Origin of the sequence: Hydrogenophaga sp., from assembly GCF_036675665.1 — a bacterium.
Lineage (GTDB): Bacteria > Pseudomonadota > Gammaproteobacteria > Burkholderiales > Burkholderiaceae_C > Hydrogenophaga.
Map to the genome: position 1 here is coordinate 173611 of NZ_JAKFEO010000036.1, position 16709 is coordinate 190319.

Here is a 16709-nt window from a genome sequence, read left to right on the forward strand (position 1 = left end):
CCCCTGTTGTCATGAGCAGGAAACGCCGTTGCAATCGTTTTGTCACAAAAGACCCATACCCTACGGCGTTCCCGTCGTCCGATATTTCAGGAGCCAACATGCAGAAACGCTTTCTTCCCCTCACTGGCGCCCTGGCGCTTGCCGCACTGATCAGCGGGCCAGCCCACGCCCAGACCGAGATCCAGTGGTGGCATTCCATGACCGGTGGCCTCAACGACTGGGTGCTGGACCTGTCCAATGGTTTCAACGCCAGCCAGAAGGAATACAAGATCGTGCCGACCTACAAAGGCACCTACGACGAAACCATGCCGGCGGCCGTGGCGGCCTTCCGCGCGGGCAATGCACCGCACATCCTGCAGGTGTATGAAGTCGGCACTGCGACCATGATGGCGGCCAAAGGCGCCATCGTGCCGGTGGGCAAGGTGCTGGCCGATGCGGGCTACAAGTTCGATCCCAAGGCCTACATTCCCGCCGTCGTGGGCTACTACACCGCCCCCAACGGGCAAATGCTGAGCTTCCCGCTGAACAGCTCGACCACGGTCTTCAACTACAACAAGGACCTGTTCAAGAAGGCCGGACTGGACCCGAACAGCCCACCCAAGACCTGGCCTGAAGTGGTGCTCGCTGCCGCCAAGCTCAAGGCCTCGGGCGTGAGTTGCCCGTTCACCACCAGTTGGCAGGGCTGGACCCAGCTTGAGAGCTTCTCGACCTGGCACAACACCGAGTTCGCCACCAAGGGCAATGGCTTTGGCGGCACCAGCTCACGACTGACTTTCAACAGCCCGCTGCATGTGCGCCACATCGAGAACCTGGCCAACATGGCCAAGCAGGGACTGTTTGTGTACCGCGGCCGCGGCAACGCCGCCGACGCGCCGTTCTATTCGGGCGAATGCGCGATGGCCACGGCATCGTCGTCGACCTACGCCAGCATCAAGAAGAACGCCAAGTTCGACTTCGGCATTGCCACGCTGCCTTACTACCCCGACGTGGCCGGCGCACCGCAGAACACCGTGATCGGCGGCGCTTCGCTGTGGGTCATGGCCGGCAAGAAGGCTCCTGAGTACAAGGGTGTGGCTGAATTCTTCAACTACCTGACGAATGCCGAGATCCAGGCCAAGAGCCACCAGCGCACCGGCTACCTGCCGATCACGCTGGCCTCGTTCGAAGCCACCGAGAAGTCGGGCTTCTACAAGCAGAACCCCGGCACCGACGTGGCCGTGAACCAGATGATCCGCAAGACCACCGAGAAGTCGCGCGGCATCCGCCTGGGCAACTTCGTGCAGATCCGCGCGATCGAGGACGAAGAGCTGGAACAGGTCTGGGCCGGCAAGAAGACCGCCAAGGAAGCGCTGGACAGCGCGGTCAAGCGTGGCAACGAATTGCTCGCTCGATTCGAGGCGGCCAACAAGAACTGAGTATGCTCGCCGGGGCGGCATGATTCGTTCATGCCGCCCCGTTTCACGCGCCGGTCGCGTGAGTCCTTCACAACCTTCTGCCACTGGCACGCATGGCCTCTGAAAAACGCGTCGTCTTTCGTTCCAGCTGGTTGCCGTGGGCGCTTCTCGCGCCCCAGGTCATCGTCATTCTGGTCTTTTTCTTCTGGCCAGCAGCGCAAGCGCTGCTGCAGTCGTTTCAGCAGTCCGACGCCTTCGGCATCTCGACCGAATGGGTGGGGCTGCAGAACTTCAAGAACCTGATCGACGACGAGACCTATCTGGCCTCGTTCAAGACCACCGCCGTGTTCTCGGTGCTGGTGGCCAGCCTGGGCATCGGCATCTCGCTGCTGCTCGCCGTGTTCGCAGACCGTGTGGTCAAGGCCACGCTGATCTACCGCACGCTGCTGATCTGGCCCTATGCGGTGGCCCCGGCCGTGGCCGGTGTACTGTGGCTGTTCATGCTGGCACCTTCCATCGGCGTCGTCTCTTACGCGCTGCGCGCTGTGGGCATCGAGTGGAACAGCCTGCTCAACAGCAACCACGCGATGACGTTGATCGTGATGGCCTCGGTCTGGAAGCAGATTTCCTACAACTTCCTGTTCTTCCTGGCGGGCCTGCAAAGCATCCCGAAATCGCTGATCGAGGCCGCGGCCATCGACGGCGCCCATCCATGGCGGCGTTTCTGGACCATTCAATTCCCGCTGCTCTCACCCACCACGTTTTTCCTGTTCGTGATCAACGTGGTCTACGCCTTCTTCGATACCTTCGCCATCGTGGACGCAGCCACCCAGGGCGGCCCGGGCAAGGACACCGCGATCCTGGTCTACAAGGTCTACTACGACGGCTTCAAGGCGCTGGACCTCGGTGGCTCTGCCGCGCAGTCGGTGGTCCTGATGGTGATCGTCATTGCGCTCACGGTGGTGCAGTTCCGCTTCGTCGAGAAGAAAGTGCAGTACTGACATGATCGAACGCCGCCCCGGCCTGACTCTCCTCTCCCACGCCGTGCTGATCATCGGCGTGCTGGTGGTCGGCTTCCCGCTCTACCTGACCTTCGTTGCCTCCACCCAGACGGCCGACGCCATCGTGCAAGCACCCATGTCGCTGCTGCCCGGCAACCAGTTGATTGAAAACTACACCGCTGCGCTCAAAGGCACCGGCATGGGGGCTGCATCGAACGCGCCGGTGGGGCGAATGATGATGGTCAGCCTGATCACCGCACTGGTGATCGCGGTTGGCAAGATCGCGATCTCGCTGCTGTCGGCGTTCGCCATCGTCTACTTCCGCTTCCCCTTCCGCATGCTGTTCTTCTGGGCCATCTTCGTCACGCTGATGCTGCCAGTGGAAGTGCGCATCGGACCCACCTACTCGGTGGTGGCCAGCCTGGGCATGCTCAACACCTACGCTGGCCTCACCGTGCCGCTGATCGCCTCGGCCACCGCCACCTTCTTGTTCCGCCAGTTCTTCCTGACCGTGCCCGACGAGTTGGTGGAAGCCGCGCGCATGGACGGCGCTGGCCCGATGCGCTTCTTCAAGGACGTGCTGCTGCCGCTGTCGGTCACCTCGATTGCCGCGCTGTTTGTCATTCAGTTCATCTACGGCTGGAACCAGTACCTCTGGCCGCTGCTGGTCACAACTGAAGAGAGCATGTACCCGGTGGTGATCGGCATCAAGCGCATGATCAGTGGCGGTGACGCCGCCACCGACTGGAACATCGTGATGGCCACCGCCGTGCTGGCCATGATCCCGCCCGCCCTGGTCGTCATCCTGATGCAGCGCTGGTTCGTCAAGGGCTTGGTGGACACTGAGAAGTAAGCCTCCGCTTCAACGAACAACAACAGAGATTTCCATGGCATCCATCTCCCTACGCAACGTCGTCAAGCGCTACCGCACCGGCAAAACCGAACTGCAAGTCATCCACAGCGTCAACGCCGAAATTGCCCACGGCGAATTCATCGTGATCGTCGGTCCGTCGGGCTGCGGCAAGTCCACCCTGCTGCGCATGGTGGCTGGCCTGGAAGAGATCAGCGGTGGCGAGATCAGCATCGGCGAGCGTGTCGTCAATGAACTGGAGCCGGCCGAGCGCGATATCGCGATGGTGTTCCAGAACTACGCGCTGTATCCGCACATGACGGTATTCGACAACATGGCCTACGGCTTGAAGATCAAGAAGGTGCCGATCGACGAGATCAAGCAGCGGGTCGACAAGGCTGCCGGCATCCTGGAGCTGGGCCACCTGCTGGCGCGCAAGCCACGCGAGCTCTCGGGCGGCCAACGCCAGCGCGTGGCCATGGGCCGCGCCATCGTGCGCCAGCCCCAGGTTTTCCTGTTCGACGAGCCGCTGTCCAACCTGGACGCCAAACTGCGCGCCCAGACGCGCCTGGAGATCCAGAAGTTGCACCGTGAACTTGGCATCACCTCACTTTTTGTCACGCACGATCAGGTGGAGGCGATGACCCTGGCCGAACGCATGATCGTGATGAACGCCGGCAACATGGAACAGTTCGGAACGCCCGAAGAGGTGTATTCCCGCCCGGCCACCACGTTTGTCGCCAGCTTCATCGGCTCACCCCCCATGAACCTTCTCAAGTCGGCACCGGGCGGCAGGACGGGCCAGATCCTGGGTGTGCGACCGGAGCACCTGGACATCGGCTCGGAAGGCTGGGCGCTGCAGGTGGAGACGGTGGAGCTGCTCGGCGCCGAGCGACTGGTGCATGCCCGGCTGGGCGACGAACAACTCATCATCCGTACCCACGAAGACCAAGGTGCACCGGCGGTGGGCAGCACCATTCACGCCCAGCCGAGGCTGGAGCGCCTGCACTGGTTCGACGCAACCACCGGCAAGCGGGTGTGAGCTTGGGGGACCACAAGACACCATGGCCTTATCCGCGGTGGATCGCCCACCGCGGCGCCGGCAAGCTCGCGCCCGAAAACACACTGGCCGCGTTCCGGCTGGGCGCCTCGCACGGCTACCGCATGTTCGAGTGCGACGCCAAACTCAGTGCCGACGGTGTGGTGTTCCTGCTGCACGACGACACGCTGCAGCGCACCAGCAACGGGCACGGCGTGGGCGGCGACCAGTCGTGGAGCGCCTTGAGTCAGCTCGACGCGGGCAGCTGGCATTCGCGCGGCTACGCGGGTGAGCCACTGGCCACTCTGGAAGGTGTGGCCCGTTACTGCCAGGCCAACGCCTGCTGGCTCAACATCGAAATCAAACCCACTCCAGGCCTGGAAGCCCAGACCGGCAGGGCGGTGGCGACAGCTGCGCAGCGCCTTTGGCAAGACCGGCCCGGCTGGCCTCCCCTGCTGACCTCGTTCCAGCCTGAAGCCCTGCAAAGCGCCATGGCCACGGCGCCCGAGTTGCCACGCGGCCTGCTGCTCGACACCTTGTGGACCGGCTGGATGGACGTGGCCCGTTCACTGGAGTGCGTGGCTGTGGTCTGCAACCACGCGCTGTGGGACGCGGCGCTGATCGCCACAACCCGGGCGGCCAACCTGCGCACGCTGGCCTACACGGTCAACGACGACTGGGCCGCGCAGCGGCTGATCGACTTGGGGCTGGACGGCATCATCACCGACCGGGTGGATCTGTTCGCCCCGGGCTCCTGAGTCAACGACCGCGCAACCACCAGGCCACCGTCCCCTGGGCCAGCACGAGTGCCGCGTAGGTGGCGACCTTTCCGTCGCGACCGAAGTACACCAGCCCCACGAGCAGCACCACCACGCCAGAGACGACCAGCAACCCCAGCTGCAGGCCGCGGCCGACTCCCGGTCGCCCCTTGCCTCGCACCGCCAAGCCAGCCCACAGCAGCAGCCCGACGCCGAGAGCGGGCGCCACGAAACCCACCAGGTGCGAGAGAACAGACAAAGGTGTCATTGAGAGTTGCCAGTGACGTGCATAAGCGATCAATTTTATAATCTGACAATGTCTGTCTGGACCCTCGGCATCAACCATCACACGGCTCCGCTCGATTTGCGGGGCCGTTTTGCGTTTGCGCTCGACCAGATCCAGCCCACTTTGCACGGTTACCGCCAAAGTCTGGTGCGCCAACCCGAGGCCACCTTGCTCTCCACCTGCAACCGCACCGAACTCTATGGCGCGGGCGACGCATCGGCGGTGGATCCCACGCTGGACTGGTTGGCCCAGACCGGCGGCGTGAGCACAAACGTGCTGCGCGACCATGCCTATGTGCTGCGCGACGACCAGGCGGCCCGCCATGCGTTCCGCGTGGCCAGCGGGCTGGACAGCATGGTGCTGGGGGAAGCCCAGATCCTGGGCCAGATGAAGGACGCAGTGCGCGCTGCCCACGACGCCGGCGCCCTGGGCAGCACGCTGCACCAGCTGTTCCAGCGCTCCTTCGCCGTGGCCAAGGAAGTGCGCAGCTCCACCGAGATCGGTGCCCACTCCATCAGCATGACGGCCGCGGCCGTGCGCCTGGCCTCGCAGCTGTTTGAGGACCTGAAGGACATCCGGGTGCTGTTCGTCGGCGCGGGTGAGATGATCGAACTCGCCGCCACCCACTTCGCCGCGAAGACGCCCAAGAGCATGGCGATCGCCAACCGCACGCTGGAGCGCGGCGAGAAGCTGGCCAACCGGTTCGGCGCCCAGGTCCTCCGCCTGGCCGACCTGCCCGACCGCTTGCACGAGTTCGACGCCGTCATCAGCTGCACCGCCAGCACCTTGCCCATCATCGGTCTGGGTGCTGTCGAGCGAGCGCTGAAGAAGCGTCGCTATCGCCCCATGTTCATGGTCGACCTGGCCGTGCCGCGCGACATCGAATTTGAAGTGAAGGCGCTGACCGACGTGTACCTCTACACCGTCGACGACCTGGCCACCGTGGTGCAGACCGGCAAGGACAACCGCCAGGCCGCCGTGGCCCAGGCCGAAGTGATCATCGACGCCGGCGTGGCCAGCTTCATGCACTGGATGGAACAGCGCAACCCCGCCAACGGCGTGGTCCCCCTGATCCAGCAGATCAACGCGCAGGCCGATGAATGGCGCGCTGTGGAACTCGCCCGAGCCCGCCGCCTGCTGGCCAGGGGCGAACCGGTGGAAGCCGTGCTGGAAGCCCTGTCCAGAGGCCTGACTCAAAAGATGCTGCACGGCACGCTGGCCGAGCTGCACACCGGCGACACCGCCGCGCGCGCGGTGACGGCGCAGACCGTCTCGCGTCTCTTCCTGCGCGAATCCTCGGCCAAGTCGCCGCGCGACCCACAAGCCTAGCGGCTTGCGTCGGGCGACACCGTCTGCGGTTCGGTACCGTCGGATGGCTGGCCCGCCGACACCGACATTCCCCACCCATGAAACCCTTCGTCCGCGACACCCTCCTGCGCCAACGCGCCCGCCTGCACGAGCTCGACGCCCTGCTCTCGGCCCCCGACGTGGTGGACAACATGGAGCGCTTCAAAACGCTCAGCCGCGAGCACGCCGACGCCTCAACCGTGGTCGAGGTGTTCAACCGCTACCTGCGGCGCGAAGCGGACCTGGCCTCGGCCACCGGAATGCTCGCGGACGCGGACATGGCCGACATGGCCCGCGAGGAAATCGACAGCGCGCAGGCGGACATGGCCCAACTCGACACCGAGCTGCAGCAGTTGCTCTTGCCCAAAGACCCCGACGACGAGCGCAACGCCTTCGTGGAAATCCGCGCGGGCACCGGTGGCGACGAATCGGCGCTGTTTGCCGGCGACCTGGCGCGGCTGTACACCCGCTACGCCGAGCGTCAGGGCTGGCAGGTGGAAACCGTCAGCGAGTCGCCCAGCGAGCTTGGCGGCTACAAGGAAGCGGTGCTGCGCGTGTCCGGCGCCGGTGCCTACGGTCGGCTGCGCTTCGAGTCGGGCGGCCACCGCGTGCAACGCGTGCCGGCCACGGAAACGCAGGGCCGCATCCACACCAGCGCAGCCACCGTGGCCGTGATGCCCGTGCCTGACGAAACGGAGGCGGTGAAGCTCAATCCGAGCGAACTGCGCATCGACACCTATCGAGCCAGCGGTGCTGGCGGCCAGCACATCAACAAGACCGACTCCGCCGTGCGCGTGACCCACCTGCCCACCGGCATCACCGCCGAATGCCAGGACGGCCGCAGCCAGCACAGCAACAAGGCCAAGGCCCTGCAGGTGCTCACCGCGCGCCTGCAGGAGAAAGACCGCAGCGAGCGCGCCGCCAAGGAAGCCGCCACCCGCAAGGGCCTGATCGGCAGCGGCGACCGCAGCGACCGCATCCGCACCTACAACTTTCCCCAGGGCCGCATCACCGACCACCGCATCAACCTCACGCTCTACAAGGTGCTGCAGGTGATGGAGGGTGATCTGGACGAGGTCATCCATGCCTTGCAGGTGGCGCGTGGCACCGAGCTGCTGGCCGAGCTCGAACAGCGCAACGGCGCATGACGACCGCACGCGAAACGCAGGCACGGTTGCAGCGCGAAGGCCTGGACCGGCTGGATGCACAGATGCTCCTGTTGCTGGCCCTGCATCGCAGCCCGCACGATCGCGCCTGGCTGCTGGCGCACGACAGCGATGCGCTTGAATCCGGCACCCTGACTCGGCTGGCCGCCCTGCTGCAGCGGCGCCAGCGAGGTGAACCGATGGCTTACCTGTACGGCAAACAGGAATTTTTCGGGTTGCCATTGGCCGTGGATCATCGGGTGCTGGTGCCACGCCCCGACACCGAAACGCTGGTTCACTGGGCGCTGGAGATGATGGATGCGCAAGCCCGCCCAGCCCGCGTGCTGGACCTGGGCACCGGCAGCGGCGCCATTGCGCTGGCCATCGCTTCGCAGCGGCCACATGCATCGGTGAGCGCCAGCGACGCCAGCGAAGATGCCCTGGCGGTCGCCCGCGACAACGCGCAGCGTCTGAGGCTGCCCGTGCAGTTTCACGCCGGATCGTGGCTGGACGCCGTCCCGGGCCAACGCTTCGACCTGATCGTCACCAACCCGCCCTACATTGCCGAGGGTGACCCACATCTGGTCGGCCTGATGCACGAACCCTTGTCGGCCCTCACGGCCGGCGCCGACGGCCTGGATGACATCCGCGCCATCGTCGCCAACGCGCCGCAGGCGCTGGAGCCGGGCGGCTGGCTGCTGATCGAACATGGCTTCGACCAGGCCGCTGCGGTTCGCGGCCTGCTGCAAGACGCCGGATTCGAACAGGTGAGCAGCCGCACCGACCTTGCGGCCATCGAGCGCTGCAGCGGCGGCCAATGGCCGCAAGGGCGATAATGCATGCCGTTCCCGGGTCACTTCAGACCCATTCGCAGAAGGACCTTTCAGCCATGAGCGACGCCCAAACCCGAATCGACCAACTGGTCAAATCCAACGACATCGTGCTGTTCATGAAGGGCAACGCGAGCTTTCCCATGTGCGGCTTTTCCGGCCGCGCCATCCAGATCCTCAAGGCCTGCGGCGTCGAGACCAAGACGCTCAAGACCGTGAACGTGCTCGAAGACGAAGAAGTCCGCCAGGGCATCAAGGAATACAGCAACTGGCCGACCATCCCGCAGCTCTACGTCAAGGGCGAGTTCGTCGGCGGCTCGGACATCATGATGGAGATGTACCAGTCGGGCGAACTGCAACAGGTCATCACCGGCCAGAGCTGACAAGCCTTGCGCCACCGCACAAGCCGCCCTCGGGTGGCTTTGTCGTTTCTGACGTCCGCCATTTGCGCGGTTTCGCACGGACAGGGTCGATCCGGCAGTCAACGGGGTCTTCACGGGGCTTTTCGGGCTTCATGGCGGGCACATCTTGTGCTTGAATGAAATCGCCACTGAACCTTCAAGGAGAACCCCATGAGCTCACGCAGCCTGGTCGCTTCACCCCCTCTTGGTCTGCCCATCGCCCAGATGCGCAGCGTGTTCAGCGCCGACGAAGTCGAGCGCAAGCTGGCCAAACTGCAGGCCAGTGGCAACGAGCGCGAATACGAAAGCCTGCGCAACACGTGGCAGCGCATGCTGGAGCGCGGCCCACAACGCTTCGCCGTCAAACCCTCGGGTGTGCCCGACATGGCACCGCTCTACGACCTGCTGCCCAATTTTGGCGAAGTGCTCGATGACGTGAAGCGCCACGTGGCCCTGAGCCAGGACAGCCGCGACAGCCTGGAGGTCACACCCATCCTCTTGCTCGGCCCGCCTGGCGTGGGCAAGACCCACTTCGCCAAACAGCTGGCCGACCTGCTGGGCACCAGCCTGAGCCTGGTGCCCATGAGTTCCATGACGGCAGGCTGGCTGCTGTCGGGTTCATCCTCGCAATGGAAAGGCGCCAAACCGGGCAAGGTGTTCGAAGCGTTGATCGACGGCCAGTACGCCAACCCGGTGATCGTGGTCGACGAAATCGACAAGGCCAATGCCGATGCGCAATACGACCCACTGGGCGCGCTCTACAGCCTGCTGGAGCACGACACCGCGCAAAACTTCGTCGACGAGTTCGCCGAGGTGCCCATCGACGCCAGCCAGGTGATCTGGGTCACCACCGCCAACGACGAGCGCCACATTCCGGAACCGATCATGAACCGCATGAACGTGTTCGAGATCGCACCGCCCACACTGGAGGCCGCACGCAAGATCGGCGCCCATCTCTACCGCAGCATCCTCGGGGAGCACGACTGGGGACAGCGCTTTGATCCGGAGCCGGCCGACGACGTGCTGGACCAGCTCGCGGTGCTGGCACCGCGCGAAATGCGCCGGGCGCTGGTCACTGCGTTTGGCAATGCGCGGCTGGACAACCGCTACCGCGTGGAACCCGACGACCTGCCCAAAGCGGGCACGAGCAAGAGCCGCATCGGGTTTCTTCAATAGCGGCCCCTCAAGCGTCGGGGTGTGCCCAGTTTTTAGCTGCGGTGTACACGGCGTTGGGGTACTCGGCACGGCCCCGGCTGCCGTTGTAACGGCCCAGCGCCAGAAAGGTGTCACCGCGTTCGCGGTCGAGGTAGTGGCGCAGGATCACGCAGCCAAAGCGCAAGTTGGTCTGCATGTTGAAGAGCCGACTGGGGTCACCATCGCCAATCAGGCGTGACCAGAACGGCATGATCTGCATGTAGCCCCGCGCACCCACACGCGAAATGGCGAATTTCCGGAATGCGCTCTCGACCTGGATCAAGCCCAGCACCATCGTGGTGTCCAGCCCCGCGCGGCGCGTTTCGTACCAGACGGTCTGCAGGAATTCAATGCGCGTCTGAAAGTCGGTCTTGCGCCGCTGCAGCCGCCCACTGCTGGCGCCAAGCCAACGCAAGTAGGCCAGCCGCTTTTCCAGGTCGGCGAATTCGGGCACCGGTGGCGCGCTGTTGGAGATGGCGGCGCTCAAAGCACCGCGCACCGAATCTGCCAGCGGCTCTTCAAGCTGCCCACCTGCGTGCGCCCAATGGGGCAACGAACCCAGCCCCAGCGACGCCGCCCCCAGCAGGCAGTCGCGACGCGACCAGGCCAGCGGCTTCATGCGCCGAGCTTGCCCTTCAGCAAGGCAAGCACGTCGGCCACCGCCACCTGGGTGGCAGCGGCATCACGGCGGTGCTGGTATTCCACCTGCCCTGCCTTCAAGCCCCTGTCGCCGATGGTCACCCGATGCGGCACACCAATGAGTTCCCAGTCGGCAAACATCGCCCCCGGGCGCTCGCCGCGATCATCCAGGATCACGTCGATGCCCGCCGCGATCAGATCGCCGTGGAGTCGTTCGGCGGCAGCCTTCACCTCCGGGCTGCGGTCCATGCCGATGGGGCACACCACCACGGTGAACGGTGCCAGCGCGTCGGGCCAGATGATGCCGCGCTCGTCGTGGTTCTGTTCGATGGCCGCGGCTGGCAGGCGCGTGATGCCGATGCCGTAGCAGCCCATTTCGAAGTGCGCAGGCTTGCCGTCTTCGCCCAGGAAAGTGGCGTTCATCGCCTTGCTGTATTTGGTGCCCAGGTAAAACACATGGCCCACTTCGATGCCACGCTCGATGGCGAGCACGCCCTTGCCGTCGGGTGAGGCGTCGCCTTCGACCACATTGCGCAGATCTGCCACCACGTCCGGCTCGGGCAGGTCGCGGCCCCAGTTCACCCCGGTCATGTGGAAATCCGGTTCGTTGGCACCGCAGATCCAGTCGGCCAGCACGGCCACTTCGCGGTCCACCACCAGTTTCACCGGCTTCTTCAGGCCAATGGGTCCCAGGTAGCCGGGGCGGCAACCGAAGTGCTCTTCAATCTCAGGCACGCTGGCGAAGCGGAAACCGGCGCTCAGGCCTGGTACCTTGTTCACCTTGACTTCGTTCATGTCGTGATCACCGCGCAGCAGCAGCAGCCATACCTGACTATTGACGGTCTCACCCGCCTCGTTGAGCGTGTCGGTGGCCAGCACCAGAGACTTGACCGTGGTGGCCAGAGGGACCCCCAGCAACGCGGCCACATCGGCACAGGTGCTCTTGCCCGGCGTTGGCGTTTTGGCCATCCCATTTGAGGGCGCAGGACGCAGTGCCGCGGGTGCCAGCGCCTCGGCCTTCTCCAGGTTGGCCGCGTAGTCGCTGCCAGGGCAGTACACGATGGCGTCTTCGCCCGTGGCCGCGATCACCTGAAATTCCTCGCTCAGATCACCCCCGATGGCGCCGCTGTCAGCGGCCACAGCCCGGTAACGCAAACCGAATCGATCAAAGATGCGCCGATAGGCTGCCGCCATCACTTGGTAGCTGGCCTTGGCCGTCGCCTCATCGCGGTCAAAGCTGTAAGCGTCCTTCATGATGAATTCACGCCCGCGCATCAGACCAAAACGAGGGCGACGCTCATCGCGAAATTTGGTCTGGATCTGGTAAAAATTCTTCGGCAATTGCTTGTGGCTGCGCAGCTCTTGGCGCGCGATGTCGGTGACCACCTCCTCGCTGGTGGGCTGCACGATGAAATCGCGGTCGTGCCGGTCCTTGATGCGCAGCAACTCCGGGCCCATCTTTTCAAAGCGACCTGTCTCCTGCCACAGCTCGGCCGGCTGGATCACCGGCATGGTGAGTTCAACCGCACCAGCGCGGTTCATTTCCTCGCGCACGATGGCTTCCACCTTGTGGATCACGCGCAGACCCATGGGCATGTAGCTGTAGATGCCTGCGCCAAGCTTCTTGATCATGCCGGCGCGCGTCATGAGCTGGTGGCTCACCACTTCGGCGTCGGCCGGTGCTTCCTTTTGGGTCGAGATGAAGAACTGGGAGGCTTTCATGGGCTCAGCGCCGCCCGCAGGCAGCTCGGTGGATTCAAAAAAGGGAGGACTCTGAACAGATGTGCGGGGCAAACTGGCCCAAGCGGGCCCAATTTTGGGGCGTCCCGCAGCGCTCAGAGAGACAACAGGTGTGTGATCACTTCGCAACTCGCATGCAGCGATGCATAATGAAGACAGTTTAAAAATTTGGGGTTGATTATGCTTGACAGAGAAGGCTTCAGGCCCAATGTCGGCATCATTCTGCTCAACCAGCGAAACCAGGTGTTCTGGGGCAAGCGCATACGCTCACACTCCTGGCAGTTTCCGCAAGGTGGCATCGACAGGGGCGAGACACCTGAGCAGGCGATGTACCGCGAGTTGCACGAAGAAGTGGGCCTCATGCCCGAGCACGTGAACATTGTGGCCCGCACGCGGGACTGGTTGCGCTACGAAGTGCCGGACCGCTTCATCCGCCGGGATGCCCGCGGCCACTACAAGGGCCAGAAACAGATCTGGTATCTGTTGCGATTGGTGGCGCAAGACTGGAACCTGAACCTGCGCGCCACGAGCCATCCTGAATTTGATGCATGGCGCTGGCACGACTACTGGGTGCCGCTGGACGTGGTGGTCGAATTCAAACGCGGCGTCTACGAGATGGCACTCACGGAACTGGCGCGGTACCTGCCCAGGACCGATCATCGAACCCGCTATTTGCGCAGCGGCACGCGGCAACGCCAGGACGACGGCGGTGATGAACCCATGTCGCCACTGTGCGCACCCATGGGGCTGGAATTGCCACCTGGTGCCAGCTTCGACCCCGATCCACAGAACGATGGTCGTTCAGTGCACACCCCATTCAAATGACATCTCATTCTCAATGCCGACCGAAGTGGATAGCCTCGGCATGCACGTTCGCAGCGCTTTGCACAACGGCTTCGATTCTTCAGGCGCAACCCTCCTCCCTCGAAGAGACGGTATGGGTCGAGTCAGCAGTGGTTCCTCCAACGGTGTTCAGCACGGAAGTGCTGCAGCCATTTGAAGTCATGAAGAACTCGGCCCTGACATACGGTATCGATCCCGCCAGCCTGAACGTGGGTGAAGACGGTGTGGTGCGCTTCGTGATGGTGGCACGCAGCGCCAGCGGAGCGCTCAATGTCCTGTACCAGGGCATACGCTGCGCGACCGCCGAAACCAAGACCTACGCGCGTTTGAGCGACAAGGGAAGCTGGAACACCAGTCCGGACGTCAAGTGGCAGGCACTGTCTTTCAGCGGTCCAACGCGACCCGCGATGATGCTGGCCCGCCAAGGTGTTTGTGAAGGCCGCACCATCACGGGCAGTCCCCAGAAAATCCTCGCGACCTTGAAGACCGATCGCATCGATCCCCGCTGAATCGCCTTCGGGCTGCCGCTTTCAGGTGCGTGCCAGCACCATGTTGTCGCGGTGAATCATTTCGGGTTCAGCTGCGTATCCCAGCAATCGCTCAAAATCAGCAGACGATTTGCGACACAGCAAACGGGCCTCCGAGCTGGCGTAGTTCGCCAGACCACGGGCCACCTCGACGCCACGGCCATCGCGAACGGCGATCACATCACCCCGCGAAAAATCGCCGTCCACGCCCGTCATGCCGATCGGCAGCAGGCTTTTTCCCTCACCGACAATCTTGCCCACGGCTCCGTCGTCCACCATCACTGCGCCGCGCATTTGCAGGTGGTCCAACATCCAACGCTTGCGCGCCTGGTTCTTCGGCGTGTTGGCCACCAGGCAGGTCCCAATGGCCTCTCCATTGCACAAACGGAGCAATACCCTCGGCTCACGCCCCCAGGCAATCACAGTCGAGGCTCCTGACCCGGCTGCGCGCTTGGCAGCAAGGATTTTGGTGATCATGCCGCCCTTGCCGATACCACTGCCAGCGCCGCCAGCCATGGACTCGAGCTGGGGATCACCTGCACGTGCCTCATGCACGAACCGCGCTGCAGGATCGTGTCGCGGGTCAGCCGTGTACAGGCCCTTCTGATCGGTCAGGATCACGAGCACGTCGGCCTCCACCAGGTTGGCCACCAAAGCCCCCAGGGTGTCGTTGTCGCCAAACTTGATCTCGTCATTGACAACCGTGTCGTTCTCGTTGATCACCGGCACCACGCCCAGTTGCAGGAGCGTGAGCAAGGTCGAGCGGGCGTTCAGATAACGCTCGCGGTCGGCCAGATCAGCGTGCGTAAGCAGCACCTGCGCGCTGCCAACGCCATGTTCGCGCAACTTGGACTCGTACATCTGAACCAGCCCCATCTGCCCTACGGCCGCAGCTGCTTGCAGTTCATTGATTTCTTTGGGACGCACCGTCCAGCCCAGGCGCTTCATGCCTTCGGCCACCGCCCCGCTGCTCACCATGATGAGTTCGCGGCCTTCCTGCACAAGCGCCGCCAACTGCTGACTCCATTGCCCGATCGCATCCTCGTCGAGCCCTCGGCCCTCGTTGGTCACCAGGGACGAGCCCACCTTGACCACGATGCGTCGCGCCATTTTCAGTGGTCCATTGACGCGCACCGGCGCCGAACCCGTGTTGTCTGCGAGGAGCATGGTCGACATGGGAAAGAAAGTTCAGCCAGGCATGGGCGTATCAAAACGCGGATCGATATCCACCGGTGCCAGCGTTGCCTGATGCACCTTGGCAATGTGTTCGTAGACCTTTTGAACCAGAAACTCGCACCCCTCACGCGTGAGCGCTGAGATCTCGAAGACGGGGCCTTTGTACTTGAGGCGCTTGACGATGTCCTTGACCTTCGCTTCGCGCTCGTCCAACGGAACCATGTCCAGCTTGTTGAGCACGAGCCAGCGCGGCTTCTCATACAACGCCTGATCGAACTTCTTGAGCTCGGCCACGATGGCTTTGGCCTGCACGACGGGATCCACACCTTCGTCAAAAGGCGCAACGTCCACCATGTGCAGCAGCAAACGCGTTCTCTGGAGATGTCGCAGGAACTGATGCCCCAGGCCCGCGCCCTCCGAGGCACCCTCGATCAAGCCTGGAACATCGGCCACCACAAAGCTCTTCTCGGGCGCCACTCGAACCACGCCCAAGTTCGGATGCAGCGTCGTGAACGGATAGTCGGCGATCTTCGGGCGGGCGTTCGAGATGGCTGAAATCAGAGTGGACTTTCCAGCGTTCGGCATGCCCAGCAGGCCAACGTCGGCCAGCACTTTGAGCTCCAGCTTGAGGGTCCGTTTCTCGCCAGCCCAGCCCGGCGTTTTCTGTCGCGGCGCCCGGTTGGTCGAGCTCTTGTAGTGCATGTTGCCAAAGCCCCCGTCGCCGCCTTTGGCAATGGTGACCTGCTCGCCAGGCTGCAACAGCTCATGCAGCACTTCGCCGGTCTCCGCGTCGGCAATGATGGTGCCAACCGGCATTTTGAGAATGATGTCGTCACCCTTGACACCGAACATGTCGGAGCCTTTGCCATGCTCCCCGCGCTCAGCTTCAAAGCGGCGCGTGAAGCGGAAATCCACCAGCGTGTTCAGGCTGGCATCGGCCACGGCATACACGTGCCCCCCTCGTCCACCGTCACCGCCATCGGGGCCACCGAACTCCTTGTACTTTTCATGCCGGAAAGATGCGCAGCCATTGCCGCCATCGCCCGCGGCGACATCAATGGTGGCTTCATCCACAAATTTCATGACATGCTTTCCAGGGATGCATCCCCACAAAAGGAACCAAAACAAAAAGCCCGCTTGAGCGGGCCTTCTGCATTCAACGCGTCAGCATTCTGCAAACGCTGCCCACGCTCTACAAGCCGGCAGCGATTGCAGTCACCCGATCAAACGGGCGTGATGCTGACGGTCTGGCGATTGAGTTCGCCCTTCACGGCAAAGCTCACGTGACCATCCACCGTGGCAAAGATCGTATGGTCCTTGCCCAGGCCGACGTTCAAGCCGGGGTGGAACTTGGTGCCGCGCTGACGTACGATGATCGAGCCTGCGCTGACCAGTTCACCGCCAAACGCTTTCACGCCGAGCATCTTGGGCTTGGAATCGCGCCCGTTTCGCGTTGAGCCGCCGCCTTTTTTCTGTGCCATGTTGACTTACTCCTCAGGCTGCGATCGACGAAATCTGCAGTTCGGTGAAATTTTGACG

At 63.5% G+C, this 16709-nt stretch carries 18 protein-coding genes; 12 read left to right on the top strand and 6 right to left on the bottom strand.

Going from position 1 to position 16709, the window contains the following annotated elements:
- The first annotated feature begins 98 nt into the window (after positions 1 to 98).
- The 5 genes from ugpB (at position 99) to ugpQ (ending at position 5042) form a co-directional block, all read left to right on the top strand.
- Positions 99 to 1415: a sn-glycerol-3-phosphate ABC transporter substrate-binding protein UgpB gene (gene ugpB, locus V6M63_RS14545; RefSeq protein WP_332742940.1), complete on the top strand. Its 1317-nt coding sequence runs from the start codon at positions 99 to 101 to the stop codon at positions 1413 to 1415.
- A gap of 92 nt (positions 1416 to 1507) precedes the next feature.
- Entirely contained in the window at positions 1508 to 2395 is an 888-nt protein-coding gene (ugpA, locus tag V6M63_RS14550; protein WP_332742942.1) for a sn-glycerol-3-phosphate ABC transporter permease UgpA, read from the top strand.
- A gap of 1 nt (position 2396) precedes the next feature.
- The gene (gene ugpE, locus V6M63_RS14555; RefSeq protein ID WP_056273077.1) at positions 2397 to 3248 is read left to right on the top strand and encodes a sn-glycerol-3-phosphate ABC transporter permease UgpE; all 852 of its coding nucleotides are present in this window, start codon (positions 2397 to 2399) and stop codon (positions 3246 to 3248) included.
- Between the two features lie 34 nt (positions 3249 to 3282).
- Positions 3283 to 4287, top strand: a complete 1005-nt coding sequence (gene ugpC / locus V6M63_RS14560) for a sn-glycerol-3-phosphate ABC transporter ATP-binding protein UgpC (protein WP_332742944.1) — start codon at positions 3283 to 3285, stop codon at positions 4285 to 4287.
- Positions 4284 to 5042 carry a glycerophosphodiester phosphodiesterase gene (gene ugpQ / locus V6M63_RS14565; protein WP_332742945.1) on the top strand — a complete coding sequence of 253 codons (759 nt, stop codon included), beginning with the start codon at positions 4284 to 4286 and terminating at the stop codon, positions 5040 to 5042. The genes ugpC and ugpQ overlap by 4 nt, the downstream gene beginning before the upstream one ends.
- A 1-nt stretch (position 5043) precedes the next feature.
- Here ugpQ and V6M63_RS14570 read toward each other — a convergent pair whose 3' ends face one another.
- A complete protein-coding gene (locus tag V6M63_RS14570; RefSeq protein ID WP_332742947.1) occupies positions 5044 to 5310 on the bottom strand; it encodes a hypothetical protein in 267 nt (88 codons plus the stop codon).
- Positions 5311 to 5358: 48 nt separating this feature from the next.
- On the opposite strand from V6M63_RS14570, the gene hemA reads away from it, so the two are divergent.
- The 5 genes from hemA to V6M63_RS14595 all read left to right on the top strand — a co-directional run bounded on the left by hemA (position 5359) and on the right by V6M63_RS14595 (position 10227).
- The gene (hemA, locus tag V6M63_RS14575) at positions 5359 to 6657 is read left to right on the top strand and encodes a glutamyl-tRNA reductase (RefSeq protein ID WP_332742949.1); all 1299 of its coding nucleotides are present in this window, start codon (positions 5359 to 5361) and stop codon (positions 6655 to 6657) included.
- Positions 6658 to 6734: 77 nt separating this feature from the next.
- Complete coding sequence (gene prfA, locus V6M63_RS14580; RefSeq protein ID WP_332742951.1) at positions 6735 to 7823, top strand: peptide chain release factor 1; 1089 nt, start codon at positions 6735 to 6737, stop codon at positions 7821 to 7823.
- A complete protein-coding gene (gene prmC, locus V6M63_RS14585; RefSeq protein WP_332742953.1) occupies positions 7820 to 8656 on the top strand; it encodes a peptide chain release factor N(5)-glutamine methyltransferase in 837 nt (278 codons plus the stop codon). Before prfA ends, prmC begins: the two co-directional genes overlap by 4 nt.
- Positions 8657 to 8709: 53 nt before the next feature.
- Entirely contained in the window at positions 8710 to 9033 is a 324-nt protein-coding gene (gene grxD, locus V6M63_RS14590; protein ID WP_056273096.1) for a Grx4 family monothiol glutaredoxin, read from the top strand.
- A 189-nt stretch (positions 9034 to 9222) separates the two neighbouring features.
- Positions 9223 to 10227, top strand: a complete 1005-nt coding sequence (locus V6M63_RS14595) for an AAA family ATPase (protein ID WP_332742955.1) — start codon at positions 9223 to 9225, stop codon at positions 10225 to 10227.
- 7 nt (positions 10228 to 10234) lie between these two features.
- On the opposite strand, the gene V6M63_RS14600 is transcribed toward V6M63_RS14595, so the two are convergent.
- The gene (locus tag V6M63_RS14600; protein ID WP_332742957.1) at positions 10235 to 10864 is read right to left on the bottom strand and encodes a lytic transglycosylase domain-containing protein; all 630 of its coding nucleotides are present in this window, start codon (positions 10862 to 10864) and stop codon (positions 10235 to 10237) included.
- On the bottom strand, positions 10861 to 12606 hold the full coding sequence (locus V6M63_RS14605) for a proline--tRNA ligase (protein WP_332742959.1): 1746 nt from the start codon (positions 12604 to 12606) through the stop codon (positions 10861 to 10863). The genes V6M63_RS14600 and V6M63_RS14605 overlap by 4 nt, the downstream gene beginning before the upstream one ends.
- Positions 12607 to 12804: 198 nt before the next feature.
- On the opposite strand from V6M63_RS14605, the gene V6M63_RS14610 reads away from it, so the two are divergent.
- Together V6M63_RS14610 and V6M63_RS14615 are read left to right on the top strand one after the other, a co-directional pair.
- On the top strand, positions 12805 to 13449 hold the full coding sequence (locus V6M63_RS14610) for an RNA pyrophosphohydrolase (protein WP_332742961.1): 645 nt from the start codon (positions 12805 to 12807) through the stop codon (positions 13447 to 13449).
- Positions 13446 to 13976, top strand: a complete 531-nt coding sequence (locus V6M63_RS14615) for a CNP1-like family protein (RefSeq protein ID WP_332742963.1) — start codon at positions 13446 to 13448, stop codon at positions 13974 to 13976. The genes V6M63_RS14610 and V6M63_RS14615 overlap by 4 nt, the downstream gene beginning before the upstream one ends.
- A 21-nt stretch (positions 13977 to 13997) precedes the next feature.
- Here the strand turns inward: V6M63_RS14615 and proB are convergent, their stop codons facing one another.
- From proB to rpmA, 3 genes are all read right to left on the bottom strand, one after another.
- A complete protein-coding gene (gene proB / locus V6M63_RS14620; RefSeq protein WP_442909593.1) occupies positions 13998 to 15161 on the bottom strand; it encodes a glutamate 5-kinase in 1164 nt (387 codons plus the stop codon).
- A 21-nt stretch (positions 15162 to 15182) separates the two neighbouring features.
- The gene (cgtA, locus tag V6M63_RS14625; RefSeq protein ID WP_332742967.1) at positions 15183 to 16253 is read right to left on the bottom strand and encodes an Obg family GTPase CgtA; all 1071 of its coding nucleotides are present in this window, start codon (positions 16251 to 16253) and stop codon (positions 15183 to 15185) included.
- Between the two features lie 140 nt (positions 16254 to 16393).
- Positions 16394 to 16651: a 50S ribosomal protein L27 gene (gene rpmA, locus V6M63_RS14630; RefSeq protein WP_056273119.1), complete on the bottom strand. Its 258-nt coding sequence runs from the start codon at positions 16649 to 16651 to the stop codon at positions 16394 to 16396.
- Positions 16652 to 16709 lie beyond the last annotated feature (58 nt).

Bases quoted from the DNA above. Each gene is read 5' to 3' on its own strand.
- ugpB (WP_332742940.1), top strand. From the start codon at position 99: ATGCAGAAACGCTTTCTTCCCCTCACTGGCGCCCTGGCGCTTGCCGCA.
- ugpA (WP_332742942.1), top strand. From the start codon at position 1,508: ATGGCCTCTGAAAAACGCGTCGTCTTTCGTTCCAGCTGGTTGCCGTGG.
- ugpE (WP_056273077.1), top strand. From the start codon at position 2,397: ATGATCGAACGCCGCCCCGGCCTGACTCTCCTCTCCCACGCCGTGCTG.
- ugpC (WP_332742944.1), top strand. From the start codon at position 3,283: ATGGCATCCATCTCCCTACGCAACGTCGTCAAGCGCTACCGCACCGGC.
- V6M63_RS14570 (WP_332742947.1), bottom strand. From the start codon at position 5,310: ATGACACCTTTGTCTGTTCTCTCGCACCTGGTGGGTTTCGTGGCGCCC.
- hemA (WP_332742949.1), top strand. From the start codon at position 5,359: ATGTCTGTCTGGACCCTCGGCATCAACCATCACACGGCTCCGCTCGAT.
- prfA (WP_332742951.1), top strand. From the start codon at position 6,735: ATGAAACCCTTCGTCCGCGACACCCTCCTGCGCCAACGCGCCCGCCTG.
- prmC (WP_332742953.1), top strand. From the start codon at position 7,820: ATGACGACCGCACGCGAAACGCAGGCACGGTTGCAGCGCGAAGGCCTG.
- grxD (WP_056273096.1), top strand. From the start codon at position 8,710: ATGAGCGACGCCCAAACCCGAATCGACCAACTGGTCAAATCCAACGAC.
- V6M63_RS14595 (WP_332742955.1), top strand. From the start codon at position 9,223: ATGAGCTCACGCAGCCTGGTCGCTTCACCCCCTCTTGGTCTGCCCATC.
- V6M63_RS14600 (WP_332742957.1), bottom strand. From the start codon at position 10,864: ATGAAGCCGCTGGCCTGGTCGCGTCGCGACTGCCTGCTGGGGGCGGCG.
- V6M63_RS14605 (WP_332742959.1), bottom strand. From the start codon at position 12,606: ATGAAAGCCTCCCAGTTCTTCATCTCGACCCAAAAGGAAGCACCGGCC.
- V6M63_RS14610 (WP_332742961.1), top strand. From the start codon at position 12,805: ATGCTTGACAGAGAAGGCTTCAGGCCCAATGTCGGCATCATTCTGCTC.
- V6M63_RS14615 (WP_332742963.1), top strand. From the start codon at position 13,446: ATGACATCTCATTCTCAATGCCGACCGAAGTGGATAGCCTCGGCATGC.
- proB (WP_442909593.1), bottom strand. From the start codon at position 15,161: ATGCTCCTCGCAGACAACACGGGTTCGGCGCCGGTGCGCGTCAATGGA.
- cgtA (WP_332742967.1), bottom strand. From the start codon at position 16,253: ATGAAATTTGTGGATGAAGCCACCATTGATGTCGCCGCGGGCGATGGC.
- rpmA (WP_056273119.1), bottom strand. From the start codon at position 16,651: ATGGCACAGAAAAAAGGCGGCGGCTCAACGCGAAACGGGCGCGATTCC.